The sequence below is a fragment of the Kushneria sp. EE4 genome, from assembly GCF_977968315.1.
Window position 1 is genome coordinate 2535387 of sequence record NZ_OZ386212.1, and the last position, 17797, is coordinate 2553183.

Sequence of the window (17797 nt, forward strand, 5' to 3'; positions counted from 1 at the left end):
TCCATAACCCAGGTTACTCCGGTTCCGGCGTGGCGCGCTCCAGGCCTCGATGCGCGCATCGATCATGTTCCCGGACCCCGTCCGGATGTTATCAATGTCGCTGCCGTGATCCTGACCGTGCGCCGCCGGCGCCACCGACCTTCCGACACGACACCGAATTCATGAGCACGCACATGCCATATCCAGACTTCTCACGCCGAGCGACCCGCCAGGGGGCGCTGGGTCTGCTGTTGATCCTGCTGATGAGCCCCTGCCTGCCCGGCGGCGTTGAGCAGGCCCAGGCCCGACAGCTGCTCCAGCCCGAGCACGGCACGGCCAGCGAGCTGCGCGCCAAGCGCAAGCGCGAACAGGCGCGCGCCCGGCAAATGGGGCTCTCCGAAACCGAGATGAAAAAGGCGGCCGCTCAGGGCCGCTCGCTGGTGCCGCAGGGCATCGCACCGGGTGTGGATAACTTCAACTACAAGAAGTATGCCTTCAACGGCGAGATCGACCAGCCCGGCGAACTGGCCATGGCCCGTGCCATGGACACCGTCACCGACCAGCTCGGCCGGCCCTATCTTTGGGGCGGCACGACCCCGCAGGCAGGCTTTGACTGCAGCGGCCTGATCTATTATGCCTTCAGGGATCTGCTCTCCGGTGAGCTGCCGCGCACTGCCAACGGCATGTACCACTGGTCCGAGGCTGCCCCGGTGACCACCGATGCCCTCAAGCGCGGCGATCTGGTCTTTTTCCGCATCAAGGCCGCCAGCGCCGCCGACCACGTTGGCGTCTATCTGGGCGATGGCAAGTTCATTCAGGCCCCGCGTACCGGCGAGAACATCCGCATCAGCTCGCTCGAGGGCGCCTACTGGCAGCGCCACTATCTGGGCGCGCGCCGCCTTTTGACCGGCGAGACCGTACGCCAGCTTGCCTCGCGCTAGGCCGTTCGTACCGTAATAAGGATGACCTTCCAAACCCGCCGTTGAGACCGCCATCGCGCCACACGCTCGAGTCGTGCCGCTGGCAGCACGCTCTCCTTTCTGCTCGACCCCGATCGCGACACCGCCGGGCCTTCCCGGCCGGGGCGTCCTCGAAAGCCACCCGGACAGTGTTGTTTTGATGAGCAAGCGTTTATTGTGTTTCAAAACGAAACCTGGTGGCGAAGTGACGTTTCGATCCTTTGTGGCTGCTGCCCGATGACTTCCCGGACACAGGCGTCCGGCGCCATCGAGGGGACCGCATTCGTCATGCTGCCACGCCTTCCTTGAGCAACATGATGTTTTCAAAAATTCTGTTCTGGGTAATTCGTGTACTGACACTGCTGTTGATCGTGGCAAGCCTGCTCCCCGAGCTTCCCAGTGGCCAGTGGTTTATCAAACTCTGGGAATTTCCACGACTACAGCTGACCCTGGCGATAGCCGTGACGCTGTTGCTGCTGGTGTTGCATGCCTGGCTCAAAAGGCCGCGACAGGCGCATGCCGTGTGGCTGGTATTGCTGCTCGCCACCGGAGGGTGGCAAGCGTTTCATATCCTGCCGTTCACCCCCGTCTGGCCAAAGGAAGTGCCCACGGCCGATGCCCGGACCCTTGAGGATCAGTCCACGTTTAAAGTCATGACCGCCAACGTCGACTACACGAATGACCGCTATGCCGAGGCCGTGGATCTGATCCGGCGTGAGGACCCTGACCTATTGCTGTTGATCGAGGTCGATGATGAGTGGAAGCAGGGTCTGGAACCGTTGAACGACGACTATGAGTATCGTATCGGTGAGGTGCGTGGCGAGGGGCTGGGCATCATGCTCTTGTCACGCTTCCCCCTGCAGGAACAGGAAGTGGCGCACCTTGTCTCCGAACGTCGCCCGTCCATCCTTGCCACGCTGGATATTCCGGACCTGGGGCTTGTGCGCTACACGGGGATTCATCCGGTTCCCCCGGGGCTGAAGGATCGTGTTGCACACAATGATGAGACCACCGAGCGCCGCGACAGCCGGGTTCGCGACGCCGAAGTCATGCTCGTTGCCCGCCGCGTCCAGCAGGATCCGGACAACCGCTGGATCGTTACCGGCGACTTCAACGATGTCGCCTGGTCCGATACCACTCAGTTGTTCAGCGAGCTGAGCGACCTCAAGGACCCACGTCGCGGCCGGGGGTTGCTGAGCACTTATCACGCTGCGTATCCCTTTTGGCGCTACCCGATCGATCACATGTTTGTCTCTGACGGCTTTCAGCTTGTCGACCTGGACCGGGTAAAGCTTGAAGGCTCGGATCACTTCGCCATTACGACGACATTGACGGCCGCGAGAAAGGACCATATGGCGCCCGAGGCGTCAGAGCAGGCGCACCAGAAGGCCGATGAGTTGATCGAGGAAGGCGCCGAAGATGCCAGCGAGCATGGCGTAAGCAACTAAACCCTCGAGATGAGCAGGCCATCCCGGCATCAATGCGGATGGCTTTTTGACGTCACGCGCTTTTCCCGTCCCCCTTTATCAGCTGCTGAACCGATAACGCCAGCCCTTGAGACCGGCGCCTCCAGCGGAGCTGCCGTCGGGCCGCCCTTTTTGTATCCGACTGCAAAACCTTAACCCCGGACAGTATTGCCCGACCCTTTCCCGACTATGCTCAAGCGCTGGCCTGTCATTTCTTTTCCGGCATGGAACGCCCGTGACAGGCATTACAAGGAGCCTGCATGGAACGCCCTTTCCTCGAGCGTCTCGACGATGCGCTGGTGTCTCATGACACGTGCGCCGAGCGGGTCAGCGAGCTGGCCACCCCCCTTGATCGACTGATTGCCCTCGGCCCGCTCCCTCGGCCCGGTTCAAACGAGACGCTCCTGCGCTGGCGTTCGCTGTATCGCGTGGCCGGCTGTGATCTGGCGCTGGTCAAGCTCTATGAAGGCCACACGGACGCGCTGGCCATCATGGCAGAGCTTGGCGTCTCACCGCCCGCCCCGGCACACGCACGCTGGGCGATGTGGGCCGCCGAGCCGCCGCAGGCCCGGGTTCATGTCAGCGACGCCCGCGACAGCGATGACCGGACCGGGCAGATCACTCTCAACGGCACCAAGGCCTGGTGTTCGGGCGCCCCCATCGTAACTCACGCCCTGATGACCGTCTGGCAGGACGACCAGCAGCGTCTCGCCGCCGTGGCGCTGGACCAGCCGGGTGTTACCGTCACCGACCGCGGCTGGCAGGCTGTCGGCATGCAGGCCACCGCCAGCGTCGAGATCGATTTCGATAACGCGCGTGCCACGCTGGTCGGCCCGCCCAATGCCTATCTGGACCGCCCCGGCTTCTGGCAGGGCGGTGCCGGCATCGCCGCCTGCTGGCTGGGCGGGGCGCACGCGCTGGCAGACACGCTGCAAGCAAAGGCTGCCACCCGCCAGGACGATACGTTCATGATGGCGCATCTGGGCCATGTCGACGTCGCCCTGCATGCCGGCCTGACCGGACTGCGATGCGCCGCGGCCGCCATTGATGCCGCGCCGAACGAAGACCATCAGGCCCTGACCCTGCGCACCCGCGCGCTGATCGAACACAGCGTCGAGCAGATCGTCACGCACTGCGGCCGGGCGCTGGGCGCCGCGCCCTTCTGTCGCGACCGCCGTTTCGCCCGCATGATGGCCGATCTCCCCGTGTATCTGCGCCAGAGTCACGCCGAGCGCGATCTTCAGGCCCTTGGCCGGCTTGGCCTTGATAGTGACCTCGGGTGGTCGTTATGAGCACGGATGATCGACGCATCGAGGGCGGCGGCACGCCCGAATCGGCCTGGCAGGCGTGGGGCGGGCTCGAAGCAATGGCGTATATAACGCATGACGCCCTGGTGGCCTCCCACCAACGCCCCGTCATCGTGGCCCCGCATCCTGATGATGAAACGCTGGGCTTTGCCGGGCTCATGCTCAAGCTTGCCGCAGCAGGCCACACCCTGCACCTGATCGCCGTCACCGACGGCACGGCCAGTCATGGTGACTCGATGTACTGGACGCCCGAGCGGCTGGCGCAGCAGCGCCCGCGGGAGAGTCTCGAGGCGCTGTCGCGACTGGGCTGTGAACAACAGACCACCGTGGAACGCCTCGGGCTGCCGGACACCCGGGTGGCCGATCATGAAGCGGCGCTGAGTGATCACCTCACCGCGCAGCTCACCTCAAGTCACGTGGTGCTGACCACCTGGCGCGGTGACGGCCATCCCGACCACGAGGCCACCGGCCGCGCCTGCGCGCGGGCCTGCGAGCTCACGGGCGCCCGCCTGATCGAAATTCCGATCTGGACCTGGCACTGGGCCGCGCCGGGAGATGAGCGCGTGCCCTGGCATCGCGCCCGGCGCCTGCGGCTTGACGACGACATGCTGGCCGCCAAACGGGCCGCCATCCAGGCCCACGTGAGCCAGCTGACGATCGACCCGGCCACCAACCGGGCACCGATTCTGCCCGATCATGTGCTGGCCCGTTTGATGCGCCCTTGTGAGGTATTTCTTGTCCCCGAGCCGCGCGACGGCGCTCACCACTGACCGGAGGCGATGCCCATGACCCGTCTGGATGCTCAAGCCTTTGAACGGCTGCACGCGCAACATCCTGATCCATGGCACTACCACACCCGCTGGTATGAAAAGCGAAAGCGCGACCTGACGATGGCAATGCTGACCCGTGAGCGCTATCGGCGCGTCTTTGAGCCGGGCTGCTCCATCGGCGTACTCAGCGCAGCGCTTGCAAAACGCTGCGACGCCCTGTGGGTGCAGGACGTCAGCGACAGCGCCGTGGCACATGCCTGCGAGGCGCTTGAGGGTCTGTCACACGTCAGTATTACCTGTGGCGCCGTTCCCGAGCAGTGGCCGGAGGGCCGTTTCGATCTGATCGTGATCAGCGAGATGGGCTACTACCTGCGCCCCGAGGCACTAAAGACGCTGTGCGCGCGCATCGATGCCTCGCTGAGTGATGACGGTGAGCTGCTGGCCTGTCACTGGCGCCATCCCATTGACGGCAGTGATCTGGACGCTCAGAGCGTTCACGAGACGCTGGCCGAGCGCCTGGGGTATCCGGTGCACGGCCACTACGAAGACTGCGACACCCTGATCGATCTCTGGCAGCGCACGCCGTCACCGGTGGCCGCTCGTCAGGCATTCGGCAATGACGACAGGAGATGATATGGCACGCATTGGCGTAGTAGTGCCGGCCCACAACGAAGAGCAGCACCTGCCGGAATGTCTGCGCGCGCTGCGTGGCGCCGCCGACCATGCGCGCGGTCTTGGCCATGAGGTTACGCTGGTGGTGGTGCTCGACAGCTGTCAGGATCGCTCGGCTGCCATTGCCGCCGATCATGGCGTCATCCCGGTGAGCGTGACCGCTCGCAACGTGGGCGTGGCCCGCCATGCCGGCGTGCTGGCCCTGCCGCCCGGCATCGACTGGCTGGCCTTTACCGATGCCGACACCTGCGTGCCCGACACCTGGCTGACGGCCCTGTACGGTTTTGGCACCGAGGCGGTATGCGGCGGGGTCCATCTGAGTCAGTGGCAGGGGCTGTCACCGATGCTGCGCACGCGCTATCTGGCGCACCAGCGCCGCAACGTCGGGCGACAGCACATTCACGGCGCGAACATGGGCATCAGCATGGCCGCCTACCAGCGCCTGGGCGGCTTTCGACCGCTGCGCTGTCACGAGGATGTGGATCTGATCGAGCGGCATCTGGCCGCGCACGGCAGCCTCACCTGGGCGCCGGCGCTTCGCGTCATGACCAGCGCCCGATGTCAGGCCCGGGCACCCGAAGGGCTGGGCGCGCTGCTGTACGCGCTGGAATACGCCCGAAATGACACCCGGTCACTGCCCGCCCAGGACGTCGGCTGACCACCGGTGTCGTGATTCAGCTACCGCGACCCTGCTCGTTGTGCGCTTCGCTGTCCTGCTCCACCGGCGCACCGTCGGCGGTGGGGCCCATGCGGGCCCTGGCCGCCGCCATCGCCTGGCGTAGCGCCTGCTGACTATCGTCGCTGTCGCTGCCGGCAATGGCCGTGCGCCAGTGATCGATCGCGCCCTGATAGTCGCCCGCGCGGAAATCGGTAAAGCCCAGAAGCCCGTGCACCGTGGGCTGGCGCGGGTCGGCTTTCAGCACTTCATCGGCAAGCGCCTGAATGTCCTCGTTCATCTCGCGGTCGTTTTCGACAAAGCGAATCTGGGCCAGCTCGGAGACCAGCGACGGCTCGCGCCCTTTCAGCGCGATCAGCCGGGTCAGGGCGTGATCGGCCTTGTCATACTGCCGACTGTCGCGATAGAGCGGATAGAGTGACGCCCACACGTTGGGATTGTCCGGCTGGCGCTGCGCCTCCTGCTCAAAGCGCGCGATAAACTGCTGCGGCTCGCCGCCGTCCTGCTCGACCTGCACACGGGCCTGATAGAGCGTCAGATCATCCACGCTCCCCTCGCGGTGGTAGGCGTACAGCGAGCCAAAGCCCACCACCACTACCACGACAGCGGTGAGCCACACCCCGCTGTAGGCTGACTTCAGCCCGCGCGGCGCCCGGCCTTCGGTGTCGGCGAGCAGATCGCGCTCAAGCTCCAGGCGTCGCGCCTCGAACCGCGCCTGGTCGATCTCGCCGCGGGCGAGCTCCTCCTCCAGGCCTGCCAGCCGGTCACGAAAGATGGTGACGTTGTCGCGGGCATCGTCATCGCGCGTCTCCAGCGCCGCCTGGGCCTCACGCAGAGGCCGACTTCGCCACAGCGGCAGCAGCAAAAACCCCACCGCCACACTCAGCAGCAGGGCAAGGCCTACCCATAACGCCGTCATTGATGGCTCCTGTCCTGATCGTCATTGCCCTGATGGCGCGACAGCAGCGTGTCGAGCCGCTGTTGCTCGTCATCATCAAGCGCCTCGGCGCGCTCATCGCGGCGTGAGCGAATCACCGCCGCGATGGCGGCCAGCCCGAGCAGCACGCCCACGCCAGGCCCGGCCCAGAGCGCGACGGTGCGCCACTCAAGGCGCGGGCGATAGAGCACGTAGTCGCCAAAGCGCTCGACCATGGCCTGGCGGATGTCGTCGTCGCTGTCGCCACGCCTTAACGCGCGCGCCACGTGTGTGCGCATGTCACCGGCAATCGGCGAGCCGGAATCGCCGATCGCCTGGTTTTCACACTTGGGACAGCGCAGCGTGGCGATCAGCTCGCTGTAGCGCGCCTGCAGGGCCGGGTCGTCAAAGCGGTGCAGATCATCGGCACTGGCAACAAAGGCCAGCAGCACCAGCGCTGCGGCCATCAGCGCCGTGACAAGCCCTTTCGGAATTACTGCCATCGCTTGATCTCCGGCAGAATCACGTCATCGACGTCCTCGGGCGTGATATAGCCCGTGTGGTGATAGCGGATATTGCCGCGGGCATCGACAATAAACGACTCGGGCGCGCCATAGACGCCCAGATCAAAGCCAAGCGAGCCTTCCGGGTCAAAGATATTGAGCGCAAACGGGTTGCCAAACTCCTCCAGAAACCCCTGCCCCTTGTCGCGGGTGTCCTTGTAGTCCACCCCGACCAGATGCACGCCGCGCTCGGCCAGCGTCAAAAGCTGCGGCATTTCGCGCTTGCAGGTCGGGCACCACTCGCCCCAGACGTTGACCAGCGTCACCTGCCCTTCAAGCAGCGAGGCGTCCACCGTGCGCTCGTCGTTTTCCAGCGTGGTCAGCGAAAACGCTGGAAAGGGTTTTTCCAGCAGCGCCGAATCGCGATGAGACGGGTCGCGCCCCAGCCCCTGCCAGAGCAGAAAAGCCAGCACCACGAAAATCAGAAGCGGCACGAACAGCCAGTAGCGTTTTTTCATGCTCGAGCCTCCATGGTACGGCGGGTTCGGCTGCGGTGACGGTAGCGCTTGTCGCACACGGCCAGAATGCCGCCTGCCGCCATCAACAGCGCCCCCAGCCACAGCCAGCGCACGAAGGGCTTGACCTGGATGCGCATCGCCCAGGACTCGCCGTCATCGAGCGCCTCGCCCATCGCCACGTACAGATCGCGGGTCAGGCCGTTGTCCAGCGCGGTTTCGGTCATTGCCTGACGCCGGGTGGTAAAAAAGCGCTTCTCCGGATGCAGCAGCGTCACCAGCCGGTCCCCCTGGGTGACCCGAATGGTGGCGCGGTCGCTTAAATAGTTGGGCCCGCGCGTCTCGTTGAGCTGGGTCATGGTGAAGCTGTAGCCGCCCACCTCGACCGAACGGCCGGGACTCATGCGCACGTTGTCGGCATGATCGTAGTTCGACACCATGGTCACACCAACGATGGTCACCGCCATGCCGATATGGCCCAGCACCATGCCGTAGTGGCTGCGCGAGAGTTTCCCCGGCCCGCGCAGACCGAAGCGGCGCAGCAGGATCAGCGGCTCGCGCGCCAGCGGCACCACGATCCACGCCGCCACCAGAAGCCCCAGACTGACCGGCAGCGACCAGGCACCGTCATAAAGCCAGGGAATCATCAGCGCCACCGCAAGCGACACGGCTGCACTCAGCCACAGCCGATTGATCAGCTCGCGCGCCGTCATCTGCTTCCAGCGCGTTACCGGCCCTGCCCCCATGAAAAGCCCCAGCGCGACAGTGAGCGGCACGATCAAAGCGTTGAAATAGGGCGGGCCGACCGAAATCTTGCCCATGTTCAGGCTGTCGAGAATCAGCGGATAGAGCGTGCCCAGCAGCACGGTGACTGTCATCACCAGCAGCACGATGTTGTTGAACAGGAGCATCGCATCACGCGACAGCCAGCCAAAGCCGAGCGGGCTTTTGACCCGCGGCGCGCGAAAGGCATACAGGGTCAGCGAAGCGCCCACCGTCAGGCCCAGCAGCACCAGAATAAAGGTGCCGCGGGAGGGGTCGTTGGCAAAGGCGTGCACCGAGGTCAACACGCCCGAGCGCACCAGGAAGGTGCCCAGCAGCGACAGCGAGAAGGTGACAATCGCCAGCAGCACCGTCCAGCTTTTGAAGCCGCCGCGCTTTTCGGTCACCGCCAGCGAGTGCATCAGCGCCGTGCCGGCAAGCCAGGGCATCAGTGAGGCGTTTTCGACCGGGTCCCAGAACCACCAGCCGCCCCAGCCCAGCTCGTAGTAGGCCCACCAGCTGCCCAGCGCAATGCCCACACTCAAAAACGCCCAGGCAAGATTGGTCCAGGGGCGCGCCCAGCGCGTCCAGGCCGCATCCAGCCGCCCGCCCATCAACGCGGCGAGCGCAAAGGCAAAGGCCACCGAAAAGCCGACATAGCCCATGTAGAGCATCGGCGGATGCACGATCAGCCCCGGGTCCTGCAGCAGCGGGTTAAGGTCGGCGCCCTCCATGGGCGGGACCGGCAGGATGCGCTCAAACGGGCTCGAGGTGGCCAGAATAAACAGCAGAAAGCCCGCGTTGATCATGCCCAGCACCGAGAGCACGCGGGCGAGCATGTCGCGCGGCAGATTGCGCGAAAAGACGCTGACCGCCAGCCCCCAGAACGCCATCATCATCGACCACAGCAGCACCGAGCCCTCATGGCCGCCCCAGACCGCACTCAGGCGGTAATACCAGGGCAGCTGTGAATTGGCGTTGCCCGCGATGTAGTCCACGCTGAAATCATTGAACAAAAAGCCCAGCGCCAGACAGACGAAGGCCACCAGCAGAAACAGCGCCTGGCCCCAGGCCATGGGGCCGGCATAGCTCATCCACAGCGGCCGGCGGGTCAGGCTGCCGGCCAGCGGCACGATCGCCTGCACCAGCGCCATGGCCAGCGCCAGCATCATGGCGTAGAGCCCGATTTCGGGGAGAATTTCAATCAGCATGACGCGCGGACCCTAAATGCGTTCATCGTTGCCGCCGGCGACCGCGCCACTGGAGGGCATCGCCTTGCGGGCCTCGGCGGCCTTGAGCGCGCCATCCACCTCCGGCGGCATGTAGTTTTCATCGTGCTTGGCCAGTACTTCGCTGGCCTCGAGCCAGCCGCGCTCGTTGAGCGTGCCGACAATGACCACGCCCTGCCCTTCACGGAAGAGATCCGGCAGGATGCCGCGATAGTGCACCGGCACATCCTCTTCGAAGTCGGTCACGGTGAAGGTCACATCCAGCGTCTGCTGATCGCGCTGGACGCTGTCGTCACGCACCACCCCACCGGCGCGCAGCGAGCGCCCCTGAGGCGCCTCACCGGCACTGATCTGGGTCGGAGAGTAGAAAAGATTCATGTTGGCGCGCAGCGAATAGAGCGTCAGACCGATGGCCACGCCGGCCAGCGCCACCAGCGCCAGGATAATGATCAGCCGCTGTCGACGATGCGCCTTCATGGTGTCTCCTCGCCGGTGGCGGCAACAGACGGGCCCGGGCGGCGCGCCTCGCGACGCTCAAGGGCGGCCACATGCCGCAGCAGTTTGCGCTGCTCCATGACGCTGACCAGCGCAAACGCCACCAGCGCGCCGAGCACCACGATAAAGGCCGGCCAGACGTAGGCGGCGTAGCCGTTCATCGCCCAGAAATCGGCCAGGCTATCAAAGGCCATTACGCTCTCCTTGCGCCAGCGCACGCACCCAGCGGGCACCTGGCTGGCGTCTGATGATCTCGTTGCGGGTGCGGGCAATCGTGACGGCGGCAAAGATCAGGTAAAAACCGATCACCATGAGCAAAAGCGGCAGCCACATGCTCGCCGGCATGGCCGGCTTTTCGGTGAGGCTGAAGGTGGCGCCCTGATGCAGGGTGTTCCACCACACCACCGAATACTTGATGATCGGCAGGTTGATCACCCCCACCAGGGTGAGAATGGCGGCCGCCCGCGCGCCGCCATCGCGGCTGGCAAAGGCGCCGCGCAGGGCCATGATGCCCAGATAGATAAACAGCAGCAGCAGCATCGAGGTCAGCCGCGCGTCCCATACCCACCAGGTGCCCCAGGTCGGCACGCCCCAGATCGCCCCGGAAAACAGCGCACTGAAGGTCATCGCCGCGCCAAAGGGGGCAGCGGCGCCGGCGGCCATGTCGGCCAGCTTGATGCGCCAGACCAGAAAGATCACGCTGCAAAGCGCCATCATCGCAAAGCACGACTGGGCCAGAATGGCCGCCGGCACGTGCACGTAGAGAATGCGAAAGCTGTCGCCCTGCTGGTAATCGGCCGGCGCAAAGGCCAGCCCCCAGAGGCTGCCGGCGGCGACGAGGATCGCACCGACCCCCCAGAGAAACGGCAGCCAGCGCCCGCTCATGGTGTAAAACCATTTGGGGGAGCCGAGTTTATGAATGATGGGCCACATGATTATCGGTCAGCGTTGTTCAGGTCGGTATCGGGAAGGGATCAGCCATCCAGCGAGAGTTTCAGGGCCGCGGCCGCCGCCCAGGGCGCGGCCAGCAGGGACAGGGCGAGCATGGCGCCCATCAGTGCCAGCCAGGGCGCAATCACCGCGCCTTCCACGGCCAGTCGCACCGTGCCGGCACCAAAGATCAGCACCGGCGTGTACAGCGGCAAAATCAGAAGCGACAGCAGCACGCCACCGCGTCGAAGCCCCACGGTCAGGGCGGCACCGATGGCGCCGATCAGGCTCAGCGTGGCCGAGCCCACAAGCAGCGTGAGCATCAAAGCGCCCATGCTGTGGCCCGGCAGCGAGAGCATGACGGCCAGCAGCGGTGAGACCAGCGCCAGCGGCAGACCGGTGGTCAGCCAGTGCGCCACGATCTTGGCCAGCACCAGCACCCCGGCCGACTGCGGCGCCAGCAACAGCTGCTCGAGCGTGCCGTCATCAAAGTCGTCGCGAAACAGGCCATCAAGTGAAAGCAGCACCGCCAGAAGCGCTGCCACCCACAAAAGCCCCGGTGCAATCTCGGCCAGAAGCGTGCTGTCGGGCGAAAGCCCCAGCGGGAATAGCGTGACCACCAGCGCAAAGAAGATCAGCGGATTGGCCAGCTCGCTGCGCCGGCGAAAGCGCAGTCGGCAGTCGCGATAAAGCGTGGCCGAAAACCCCTGCCAGAGCCCCGGCAGGCTTGCCGCACTGTCATCAAAGGCAGGGCGCTCAGCACTCAATGTGCACGCCTCCCTGACCATCAAAACGCAAATGCTTAAGAACCTCTGAAGAAGGGGAAAGTTCCCCGCTGTCATGGTGCGAGGTCACCACGACGCTGCCGCCCTTCTGACAGTGCCCTGTCATCCAGCGCTCCAGCTGGCGCACGCCGTCACGGTCGATGGCGGTGAAGGGCTCGTCGAGAATCCAGAGCTTCTGATGGCCCAGCGCAAGCCTGGCCAGCGCCACCCGGCGCTGCTGACCGGCAGAAAGGCTCTCCACCGGCGTTTCCTCAAAGCCTGCCAGCCCCACCGCTTCCAGCGCCTCGAAACAGGCGGTGCGGCGAACGCGCGCGCTATTGCCTGCCGCACTCATGGCCTGATACCAGTCCAGATTCTCCAGCGGCGACAGGGCTTTCTTGATGCCCGGGCGATGCCCGATATAAAGCATCGAGGCCATGAAGGCCTCGCGACAGCGCCCGATCGGTTCGCCCTGCCAGGCAATCGTGCCGGTATAGTCCGCCATCTGACCGGACAGAATACGCAGCAGCGTGGTCTTGCCCGACCCGTTGGGCCCTTCGACGCGCCACAGCTCGCCCGGACCGATATGCCAGTCAAGATCGCTGAAAAGCCAGCGCTCATCGCGCTCGCAGCCAAGCTTTCGGGTGTCGAGTTGCAAGACGGGGCCTGCACGGTAGTCACGACCGCGCGCGCAGTGTCAGGCTGGCGCACGGTGCATGGAGGGGGTAAGGAATTTGCGGCGCAGTCTACGCCATTTTACTGCCGGCATCGACCCGAAAGGACGCAAATCAGGTCGCGCTCATATCCATCGAGGCCCCGCCGGAGCGGGCCATGCGTCGGCGACGGCGCAGCCAGGCCAGCATCAGCGCCCCGACCAGCACGGCCTCGGCCAGATCGCCCCAGTAGTACATCCACATCGCCGCCTGCTGAAGCTCCTCGACCCCGGCCCCCGTTCCGCGCGGAAAGCCAAACGCATACAACAGCTTGCCAAGCGTGGCGTGCGCCGCCATGGCGGCGACCAGTACCGCCATGCGCGTGCGCCAGCCGGGCCGATGCGGCGCCGGGTCGGGCCCGGCGATCGCCCAAGTAAAGAGCGTGCCCGAGATCACAAAATGCAGATGCAAAACGTTGGAAATCCAGGGGCTGTGCAGGCTGTGGGCATACAGCGAGGTCATGTAGAGCAGGTACATGCCGCCGATATCCAGTATCGCCGCCGTGATCGGATGGGTCAGCACACGAACCGGCCACGTGCCAAGAAAGCGCACCAGCCCCCGCGCGCTGCCGGGCGGCAGATTGCGCAGCAAAAGCGACATGGGCGCGGCAAAGACCAGCCCGAGCGGGGCAAACATGCCCAGCAGCAGATGCGCCACCATATGCATGCGCACGTCCTGATGGGCGGCGTGCATGAGCTCGGGCGCAAACGCCACGGCGAGGGTGGCGCAGCCGGCGGTGAACAAAAGCGTGCGCCACCAGGGCCAGGGCTTTTGCCGGCGCGTGCGCCACACGCCAAAGAGATAAGCCAGCCACAAAAGCGCGATCAAAAAAAACGCGACCGCGGCGGTCGCGCCCATGGCCATGGAGCCATGCAGGGTTGAATGAGACGTCACGGGCACGCCCCTGCCGGATCAGTGCTGGCTGGTGGCCTGCCCCTGCCGAGCGCGCTGCAGCAGTTTCCAGCCGATTGCCAGCATGATCAGGCCCGCGCCGATCCAGGCGATGTCATACAGCCAGACATGCTCGACGTAGCGCACCTGATGCAGCCCCAGAAGCTTGTGATCGACGATGCCGTCAAAGGTCTGAAACCCGCCCATGCCCAGCAGAAAGCCGGGGCCACGATAGCCCGGGGCCTGGGCAGTGCGCCCGTGCAGCTCGATCATCATGAACGCGCCCACGATAAAGAGCACCAGCTCCATGGTATGCAAAATGCCGTCAGAGGCGAGTGCCAGCGCCGTGGAACCGGTATCGATGAAGTGGTGCCAGGCCAGCAGCTGGTGGAAGATGATCTCGTCGATGGCCGCCATGAAGCCGATCCCCAACAAAACGGCGGCGATCATGGTACGGCGGACATCCTGTACAACGGGGGGCTGTACGGCCATGGTGTTCTCCCGGGCAGGCTCTGATTCAGGCAATGGGGTATCGTGGTCTCAAGCCTGGCGCATGACGACGGATCCGACATCATGACCGGGACAAAAATTTCACTCCCCTGTCGATCGGAGCCGGTTCATGCCCTCTCCTGCAAGGCGCTGGTGGCATCCCCTTCTGCGCTGGACATGGCGTAGTCTCGCCGCACTGTTTGTCGTTCTGGCCACCCTGTGGGGGACGCTGGCACTGTGGTATCAGCTGCCCGGGCCCGTCGCGCTGGTGGTCACGGTCATGACCGGCTGGGCGCTGCTCGGGCTGGCTGCAGTGCTTGCCACGCTGGGCGTGTTCGATGCCCGACGCCGGCCGCGGGCCATCCCGTGGGCCTGGCTTGCGGCCTCAATGGTTCTGCTCCTCTGGTGGCAGACCATCACCCCACACGGTGATCTGGACTGGGCCGATGACATGGCGCACCTGCCGCGCGCCGAGATCGAGGGCGACCGGGTCACGATCGACAACGTGCGCCACTTCGACTGGCAGACCCGGGAGCGCTATACCCAGCGCTGGGAGACACGCACCTACGACCTCTCCGAACTTGAATCCACGGACCTGCTCGTCTCCTACTGGATGGGGCCGGCGATTGCCCACACCCTGGTCAGCTTTGGCTTCAGGGATGGTCGACAGCTGGTGTTTTCCGTCGAGATTCGCCGTCAGCGCGGTGAAGCCTTTTCCGCCATCGGCGGCTTTTTCAAACAGTTCGAACTGGCGCTGATCGCCGCCGACGAGCACGACATCGTGCGCACCCGCTCCAACGTGCGCGAAGAAGAGGTCTATCTCTACCGGGTCGCCCTGCCCGAGGCCGCCGCTCGCCAGCTTTTTCTGGCCTATCTCGATGAGGCGGATGCGCTGCGCGACACGCCGGCCTTTTACAACACGCTGACCAGCAACTGCACCACCCTGGTCTTTGACATGGTCAAGCGCATCATTCCGGGGCTGCCCGGCGACTACCGCCTGCTGCTATCAGGCTATCTGCCCGACTATCTGTTCGATCTTGACGCGCTGGACACCTCACGCTCGCTTTTAGAACTAAAGTCGCGCGGTCATATCAATTCCCGCGCCCGGGCGGCCGATAACGGGGGGCACGCACTGCCCGACTTCTCCGCTGCGATTCGACAGGGCGTGCCGGCGCCGGACGGTCATCTGATCGATACCGGTACGCCAAACGAGTGAGATCAAACCCGGCCAATCATCAAAGACATGAAATGGACGATTCACGGGCCTGAGCTTGAAGTATGAAAAGGCAATTTCATGCTAGGGAGTGCGCGCGTTATCAAATAACATGAGTCTATAAATTACAGAGGTGTTTCATGAGGCCCACAGAGCTCAATGTCCGCTGTTTCCACTGTGGCAGCCGACGCATTACCGTTCGATCCGGCCATATGCGCCCGGTCGAGGATCCCGTGCACTGCCGGGACTGTGACACCTATCTGGGGCGGCGCAGCGATCTCGCCTTTGAGCGTCGCCGCTTGATTGTCGGGGCCGCCAACGACCCGTTTGATCTGGATCAGGATGCCGTGGCGCTTCACACGCCGGTATCGCTCAGAGTCATCGACAACAGCGAGATACCGGCACCCGCCGCATCGCTGACTGCCAGCGCCACGGCGGAATAGCTTCAGGCTGTCTCACCATGGGCATCGCGCCGTTTCGGGCTCGATGCCGCCTGGCGTCAATGTTCAGTATCATCCAGGCCATGCCCGCCCTGTCGGGATGTTATCAGGCGCCGGTTTGCGTTAAGGTCACAGGCCTCAAACGTACCTTCCAAGGCGCCGTGCCCGCTCGCCCATGACTCGTCTGCGCTGCTCGCTTCCGGCCTGGCTGGCCCTGGCCGCCATGCTGGTCATCTTTCTGGCCCCGGTGCTGTCTCAGACACTGGCGCTGGCCCATGAGCGTGAGCGCGCCGGATCCGGTCTCCCCGCACACGAGCAAACGGCCGACAGGCATGCCGGCCACGTCATGGCCGAGCTCACAGCGCATGACAGCCATCAGGCCACCACCAGCCAATATACCCAGACCCATCCGGCCGGCCATGTCGATCTCGCCCAGTGTGGCTACTGCTCGCTTTTGACGCACACCCCGCTGATGCTCGAGGCGGCCCTGACGCTGCCGCCCGCCCGGGCCGGCCCGGGCAGCTCTCCCGCGCCTGCCCGTCTTGAAGGGCATGCCCGAGCGCCTCATTTCCCCAACGCCCGCTCACGCGCACCACCCCTGTCCGTCTGATACCCGGTTCGACCCCGCTTTGCCCCGTTCCGGCCCGTGCCGGGAAGGCGCGAACCAGACAGATGCCATGAGATCGTCGCTCATGGCCGTGACAGGTGATTGCATGACACACGACACCTCTCCCCCGGGTCGCAGACCCTGGGGCTGGGCCTTCATTGCCCGGCTGCATTTCTATATCGGCCTGCTGGTCGGCCCGTTTCTTTTGGTGGTCGCGCTCAGCGGCATTGTCTATGCCCTGACCCCGCAGATCGAGCGCGCGCTTTATCACGAGCAGTTTTATACGCAAAGCGACGGCGGCACGCCGCGGCCGCTGGCCGATCAGATCCGTGCCGCCCAGCAGTCGCTGGGGCGCGATGAGGCGCCCATGGCAGTACGCCCGGCGCCGGCGCCGGGCGAGACCACCCGGGTCATGTTCTCCGACCCGAGCGTGGGTCAGTGGGAGCATCTGGCACTGTTTGTCGACCCGGTCACCGCCGAGGTCCGCGGCGCCCTGCCGGTCTATGGCACCAGCGGCATAACCGCCTTTCGCATCACCATCGACAAGTTTCACCGCAGCCTGCTGCTGGGGGAGCCGGGGCGCGTTTACAGCGAGCTGGCCGCCTCCTGGCTCTGGATTGCCGCCCTTGGCGGACTGGCGCTGTGGTTCAAGCGCCGGCGCAGCCCCCTGCGTGACGGCGCCGGCCGGCGCGCCAGTCGCTGGCACAATCGACTGGGGCCCTGGGCGCTGATCGGCTTTGTGTTCTTTTCCGCCACGGGGCTGACCTGGTCGAATTACGCCGGAGGCAATATTGGCGAGCTGCGCCACAGGTTCGGCTGGCAGACGCCAACGGTCTCGACCCACCTGGACGGCGTTACGCCCGCCGAGCAGGGCCCGCACGCTGCCCATGCCGATCACGCCGGCCACGACATGGCGATGATGGACCACGCCCCGGACCCGGCGCTTTATGACCGGGTACTGAACGCGGCGCGCGCGGAAGGCCTTGAAGCCGGCAAGATCGAGATCACGCCGGCGGCCGGCCCGGGCAGTGCCTGGAAGGTGCGCGAAATCGGCCGTGAATGGCCCACCGAAGTCGATGAAGCCGCCATCGACCCGACCACTCTGGCCGTGATCGATCGCACCCGCTTCGAGACCTTTCCACTGGCCGCCAAACTGACCCGCTGGGGCGTCGACCTGCACATGGGCGTGCTGTTTGGCGTGATCAACCAGCTGGTGCTGGTGGTGTTTGCCAGTGCGCTGGTGGCGATGCTGGTACTGGGCTATGCCATGTGGTGGCGCCGACGCCCGACCCGTGCCAGCGCCGCCGTTACGCCGGTCACGCTGATTCAGGCCCTGGTCCGGGCACCTCGCCCGGCGGCGCTGGCCGTGGTGGTCGCCGCTGTCCTGCTGGGACTGGCGCTACCGGTACTGGGGGCCAGCCTGGTGGTGCTGATGGTGATCGATGGCGCCGTGGCGCTGGCCCAGCGTCGACAGCGCGCGCTGGCCACCGGGTGATCAGGC

The 17797-nt window shown here is 65.1% G+C and carries 21 protein-coding genes; 10 read left to right on the forward strand and 11 right to left on the reverse strand.

Annotation, left to right across the window (positions count from 1 at the left end; all coding sequences use genetic code 11):
• Positions 1 to 173: 173 nt before the first annotated feature.
• The 6 genes from ACXMYO_RS11470 to ACXMYO_RS11495 all read left to right on the forward strand — a co-directional run bounded on the left by ACXMYO_RS11470 (position 174) and on the right by ACXMYO_RS11495 (position 5811).
• Entirely contained in the window at positions 174 to 920 is a 747-nt protein-coding gene (locus ACXMYO_RS11470) for a C40 family peptidase (RefSeq protein ID WP_457808815.1), read from the forward strand.
• A gap of 332 nt (positions 921 to 1252) precedes the next feature.
• A complete protein-coding gene (locus ACXMYO_RS11475) occupies positions 1253 to 2386 on the forward strand; it encodes an endonuclease/exonuclease/phosphatase family protein (protein ID WP_438764795.1) in 1134 nt (377 codons plus the stop codon).
• A 278-nt stretch (positions 2387 to 2664) separates the two neighbouring features.
• Positions 2665 to 3696: an acyl-CoA dehydrogenase family protein gene (locus tag ACXMYO_RS11480; protein ID WP_457808816.1), complete on the forward strand. Its 1032-nt coding sequence runs from the start codon at positions 2665 to 2667 to the stop codon at positions 3694 to 3696.
• Positions 3693 to 4481 carry a PIG-L deacetylase family protein gene (locus tag ACXMYO_RS11485; RefSeq protein ID WP_457808817.1) on the forward strand — a complete coding sequence of 263 codons (789 nt, stop codon included), beginning with the start codon at positions 3693 to 3695 and terminating at the stop codon, positions 4479 to 4481. Before ACXMYO_RS11480 ends, ACXMYO_RS11485 begins: the two co-directional genes overlap by 4 nt.
• 15 nt (positions 4482 to 4496) lie before the next feature.
• Positions 4497 to 5114 carry an SAM-dependent methyltransferase gene (locus ACXMYO_RS11490; RefSeq protein WP_457808818.1) on the forward strand — a complete coding sequence of 206 codons (618 nt, stop codon included), beginning with the start codon at positions 4497 to 4499 and terminating at the stop codon, positions 5112 to 5114.
• Between the two features lies 1 nt (position 5115).
• The gene (locus ACXMYO_RS11495; RefSeq protein WP_457808819.1) at positions 5116 to 5811 is read left to right on the forward strand and encodes a glycosyltransferase; all 696 of its coding nucleotides are present in this window, start codon (positions 5116 to 5118) and stop codon (positions 5809 to 5811) included.
• Between the two features lie 16 nt (positions 5812 to 5827).
• Here the strand turns inward: ACXMYO_RS11495 and ccmI are convergent, their stop codons facing one another.
• From ccmI to ACXMYO_RS11550, 11 genes are all read right to left on the reverse strand, one after another.
• Complete coding sequence (gene ccmI, locus ACXMYO_RS11500) at positions 5828 to 6748, reverse strand: c-type cytochrome biogenesis protein CcmI (protein WP_457808820.1); 921 nt, start codon at positions 6746 to 6748, stop codon at positions 5828 to 5830.
• Positions 6745 to 7248: a cytochrome c-type biogenesis protein gene (locus ACXMYO_RS11505; RefSeq protein WP_457808821.1), complete on the reverse strand. Its 504-nt coding sequence runs from the start codon at positions 7246 to 7248 to the stop codon at positions 6745 to 6747. The genes ccmI and ACXMYO_RS11505 overlap by 4 nt, the downstream gene beginning before the upstream one ends.
• Entirely contained in the window at positions 7239 to 7766 is a 528-nt protein-coding gene (locus ACXMYO_RS11510) for a DsbE family thiol:disulfide interchange protein (protein WP_457808822.1), read from the reverse strand. The genes ACXMYO_RS11505 and ACXMYO_RS11510 overlap by 10 nt, the downstream gene beginning before the upstream one ends.
• A complete protein-coding gene (locus ACXMYO_RS11515) occupies positions 7763 to 9736 on the reverse strand; it encodes a heme lyase CcmF/NrfE family subunit (RefSeq protein ID WP_457808823.1) in 1974 nt (657 codons plus the stop codon). Before ACXMYO_RS11515 ends, ACXMYO_RS11510 begins: the two co-directional genes overlap by 4 nt.
• A gap of 12 nt (positions 9737 to 9748) precedes the next feature.
• Complete coding sequence (gene ccmE, locus ACXMYO_RS11520) at positions 9749 to 10231, reverse strand: cytochrome c maturation protein CcmE (RefSeq protein WP_457808824.1); 483 nt, start codon at positions 10229 to 10231, stop codon at positions 9749 to 9751.
• Complete coding sequence (gene ccmD / locus ACXMYO_RS11525) at positions 10228 to 10443, reverse strand: heme exporter protein CcmD (RefSeq protein WP_457808825.1); 216 nt, start codon at positions 10441 to 10443, stop codon at positions 10228 to 10230. Before ccmD ends, ccmE begins: the two co-directional genes overlap by 4 nt.
• Positions 10433 to 11182 (reverse strand): heme ABC transporter permease, encoded by a 750-nt coding sequence (locus ACXMYO_RS11530; protein ID WP_457808826.1) that lies wholly within the window; start codon positions 11180 to 11182, stop codon positions 10433 to 10435. The genes ccmD and ACXMYO_RS11530 overlap by 11 nt, the downstream gene beginning before the upstream one ends.
• Positions 11183 to 11223: 41 nt before the next feature.
• Positions 11224 to 11946: a heme exporter protein CcmB gene (gene ccmB / locus ACXMYO_RS11535; protein WP_457808827.1), complete on the reverse strand. Its 723-nt coding sequence runs from the start codon at positions 11944 to 11946 to the stop codon at positions 11224 to 11226.
• Entirely contained in the window at positions 11936 to 12601 is a 666-nt protein-coding gene (ccmA, locus tag ACXMYO_RS11540; protein WP_457808828.1) for a cytochrome c biogenesis heme-transporting ATPase CcmA, read from the reverse strand. The genes ccmB and ccmA overlap by 11 nt, the downstream gene beginning before the upstream one ends.
• Positions 12602 to 12731: 130 nt before the next feature.
• Positions 12732 to 13550, reverse strand: a complete 819-nt coding sequence (locus tag ACXMYO_RS11545) for a cytochrome c oxidase assembly protein (protein ID WP_457808829.1) — start codon at positions 13548 to 13550, stop codon at positions 12732 to 12734.
• Positions 13551 to 13568: 18 nt separating this feature from the next.
• On the reverse strand, positions 13569 to 14039 hold the full coding sequence (locus tag ACXMYO_RS11550; RefSeq protein WP_457808830.1) for a DUF2243 domain-containing protein: 471 nt from the start codon (positions 14037 to 14039) through the stop codon (positions 13569 to 13571).
• Between the two features lie 127 nt (positions 14040 to 14166).
• Here ACXMYO_RS11550 and ACXMYO_RS11555 point away from each other — a divergent pair, with 127 nt between their 5' ends.
• The 4 genes from ACXMYO_RS11555 (at position 14167) to ACXMYO_RS11570 (ending at position 17791) form a co-directional block, all read left to right on the forward strand.
• Positions 14167 to 15252 carry an Lnb N-terminal periplasmic domain-containing protein gene (locus ACXMYO_RS11555; RefSeq protein ID WP_457808831.1) on the forward strand — a complete coding sequence of 362 codons (1086 nt, stop codon included), beginning with the start codon at positions 14167 to 14169 and terminating at the stop codon, positions 15250 to 15252.
• A gap of 137 nt (positions 15253 to 15389) precedes the next feature.
• A complete protein-coding gene (locus ACXMYO_RS11560; RefSeq protein WP_457808832.1) occupies positions 15390 to 15692 on the forward strand; it encodes a hypothetical protein in 303 nt (100 codons plus the stop codon).
• A gap of 172 nt (positions 15693 to 15864) precedes the next feature.
• The gene (locus ACXMYO_RS11565; protein WP_438764822.1) at positions 15865 to 16299 is read left to right on the forward strand and encodes a DUF2946 domain-containing protein; all 435 of its coding nucleotides are present in this window, start codon (positions 15865 to 15867) and stop codon (positions 16297 to 16299) included.
• Positions 16300 to 16402: 103 nt separating this feature from the next.
• The gene (locus ACXMYO_RS11570; RefSeq protein WP_457808833.1) at positions 16403 to 17791 is read left to right on the forward strand and encodes a PepSY-associated TM helix domain-containing protein; all 1389 of its coding nucleotides are present in this window, start codon (positions 16403 to 16405) and stop codon (positions 17789 to 17791) included.
• The last annotated feature ends 6 nt before the right edge of the window (positions 17792 to 17797 follow it).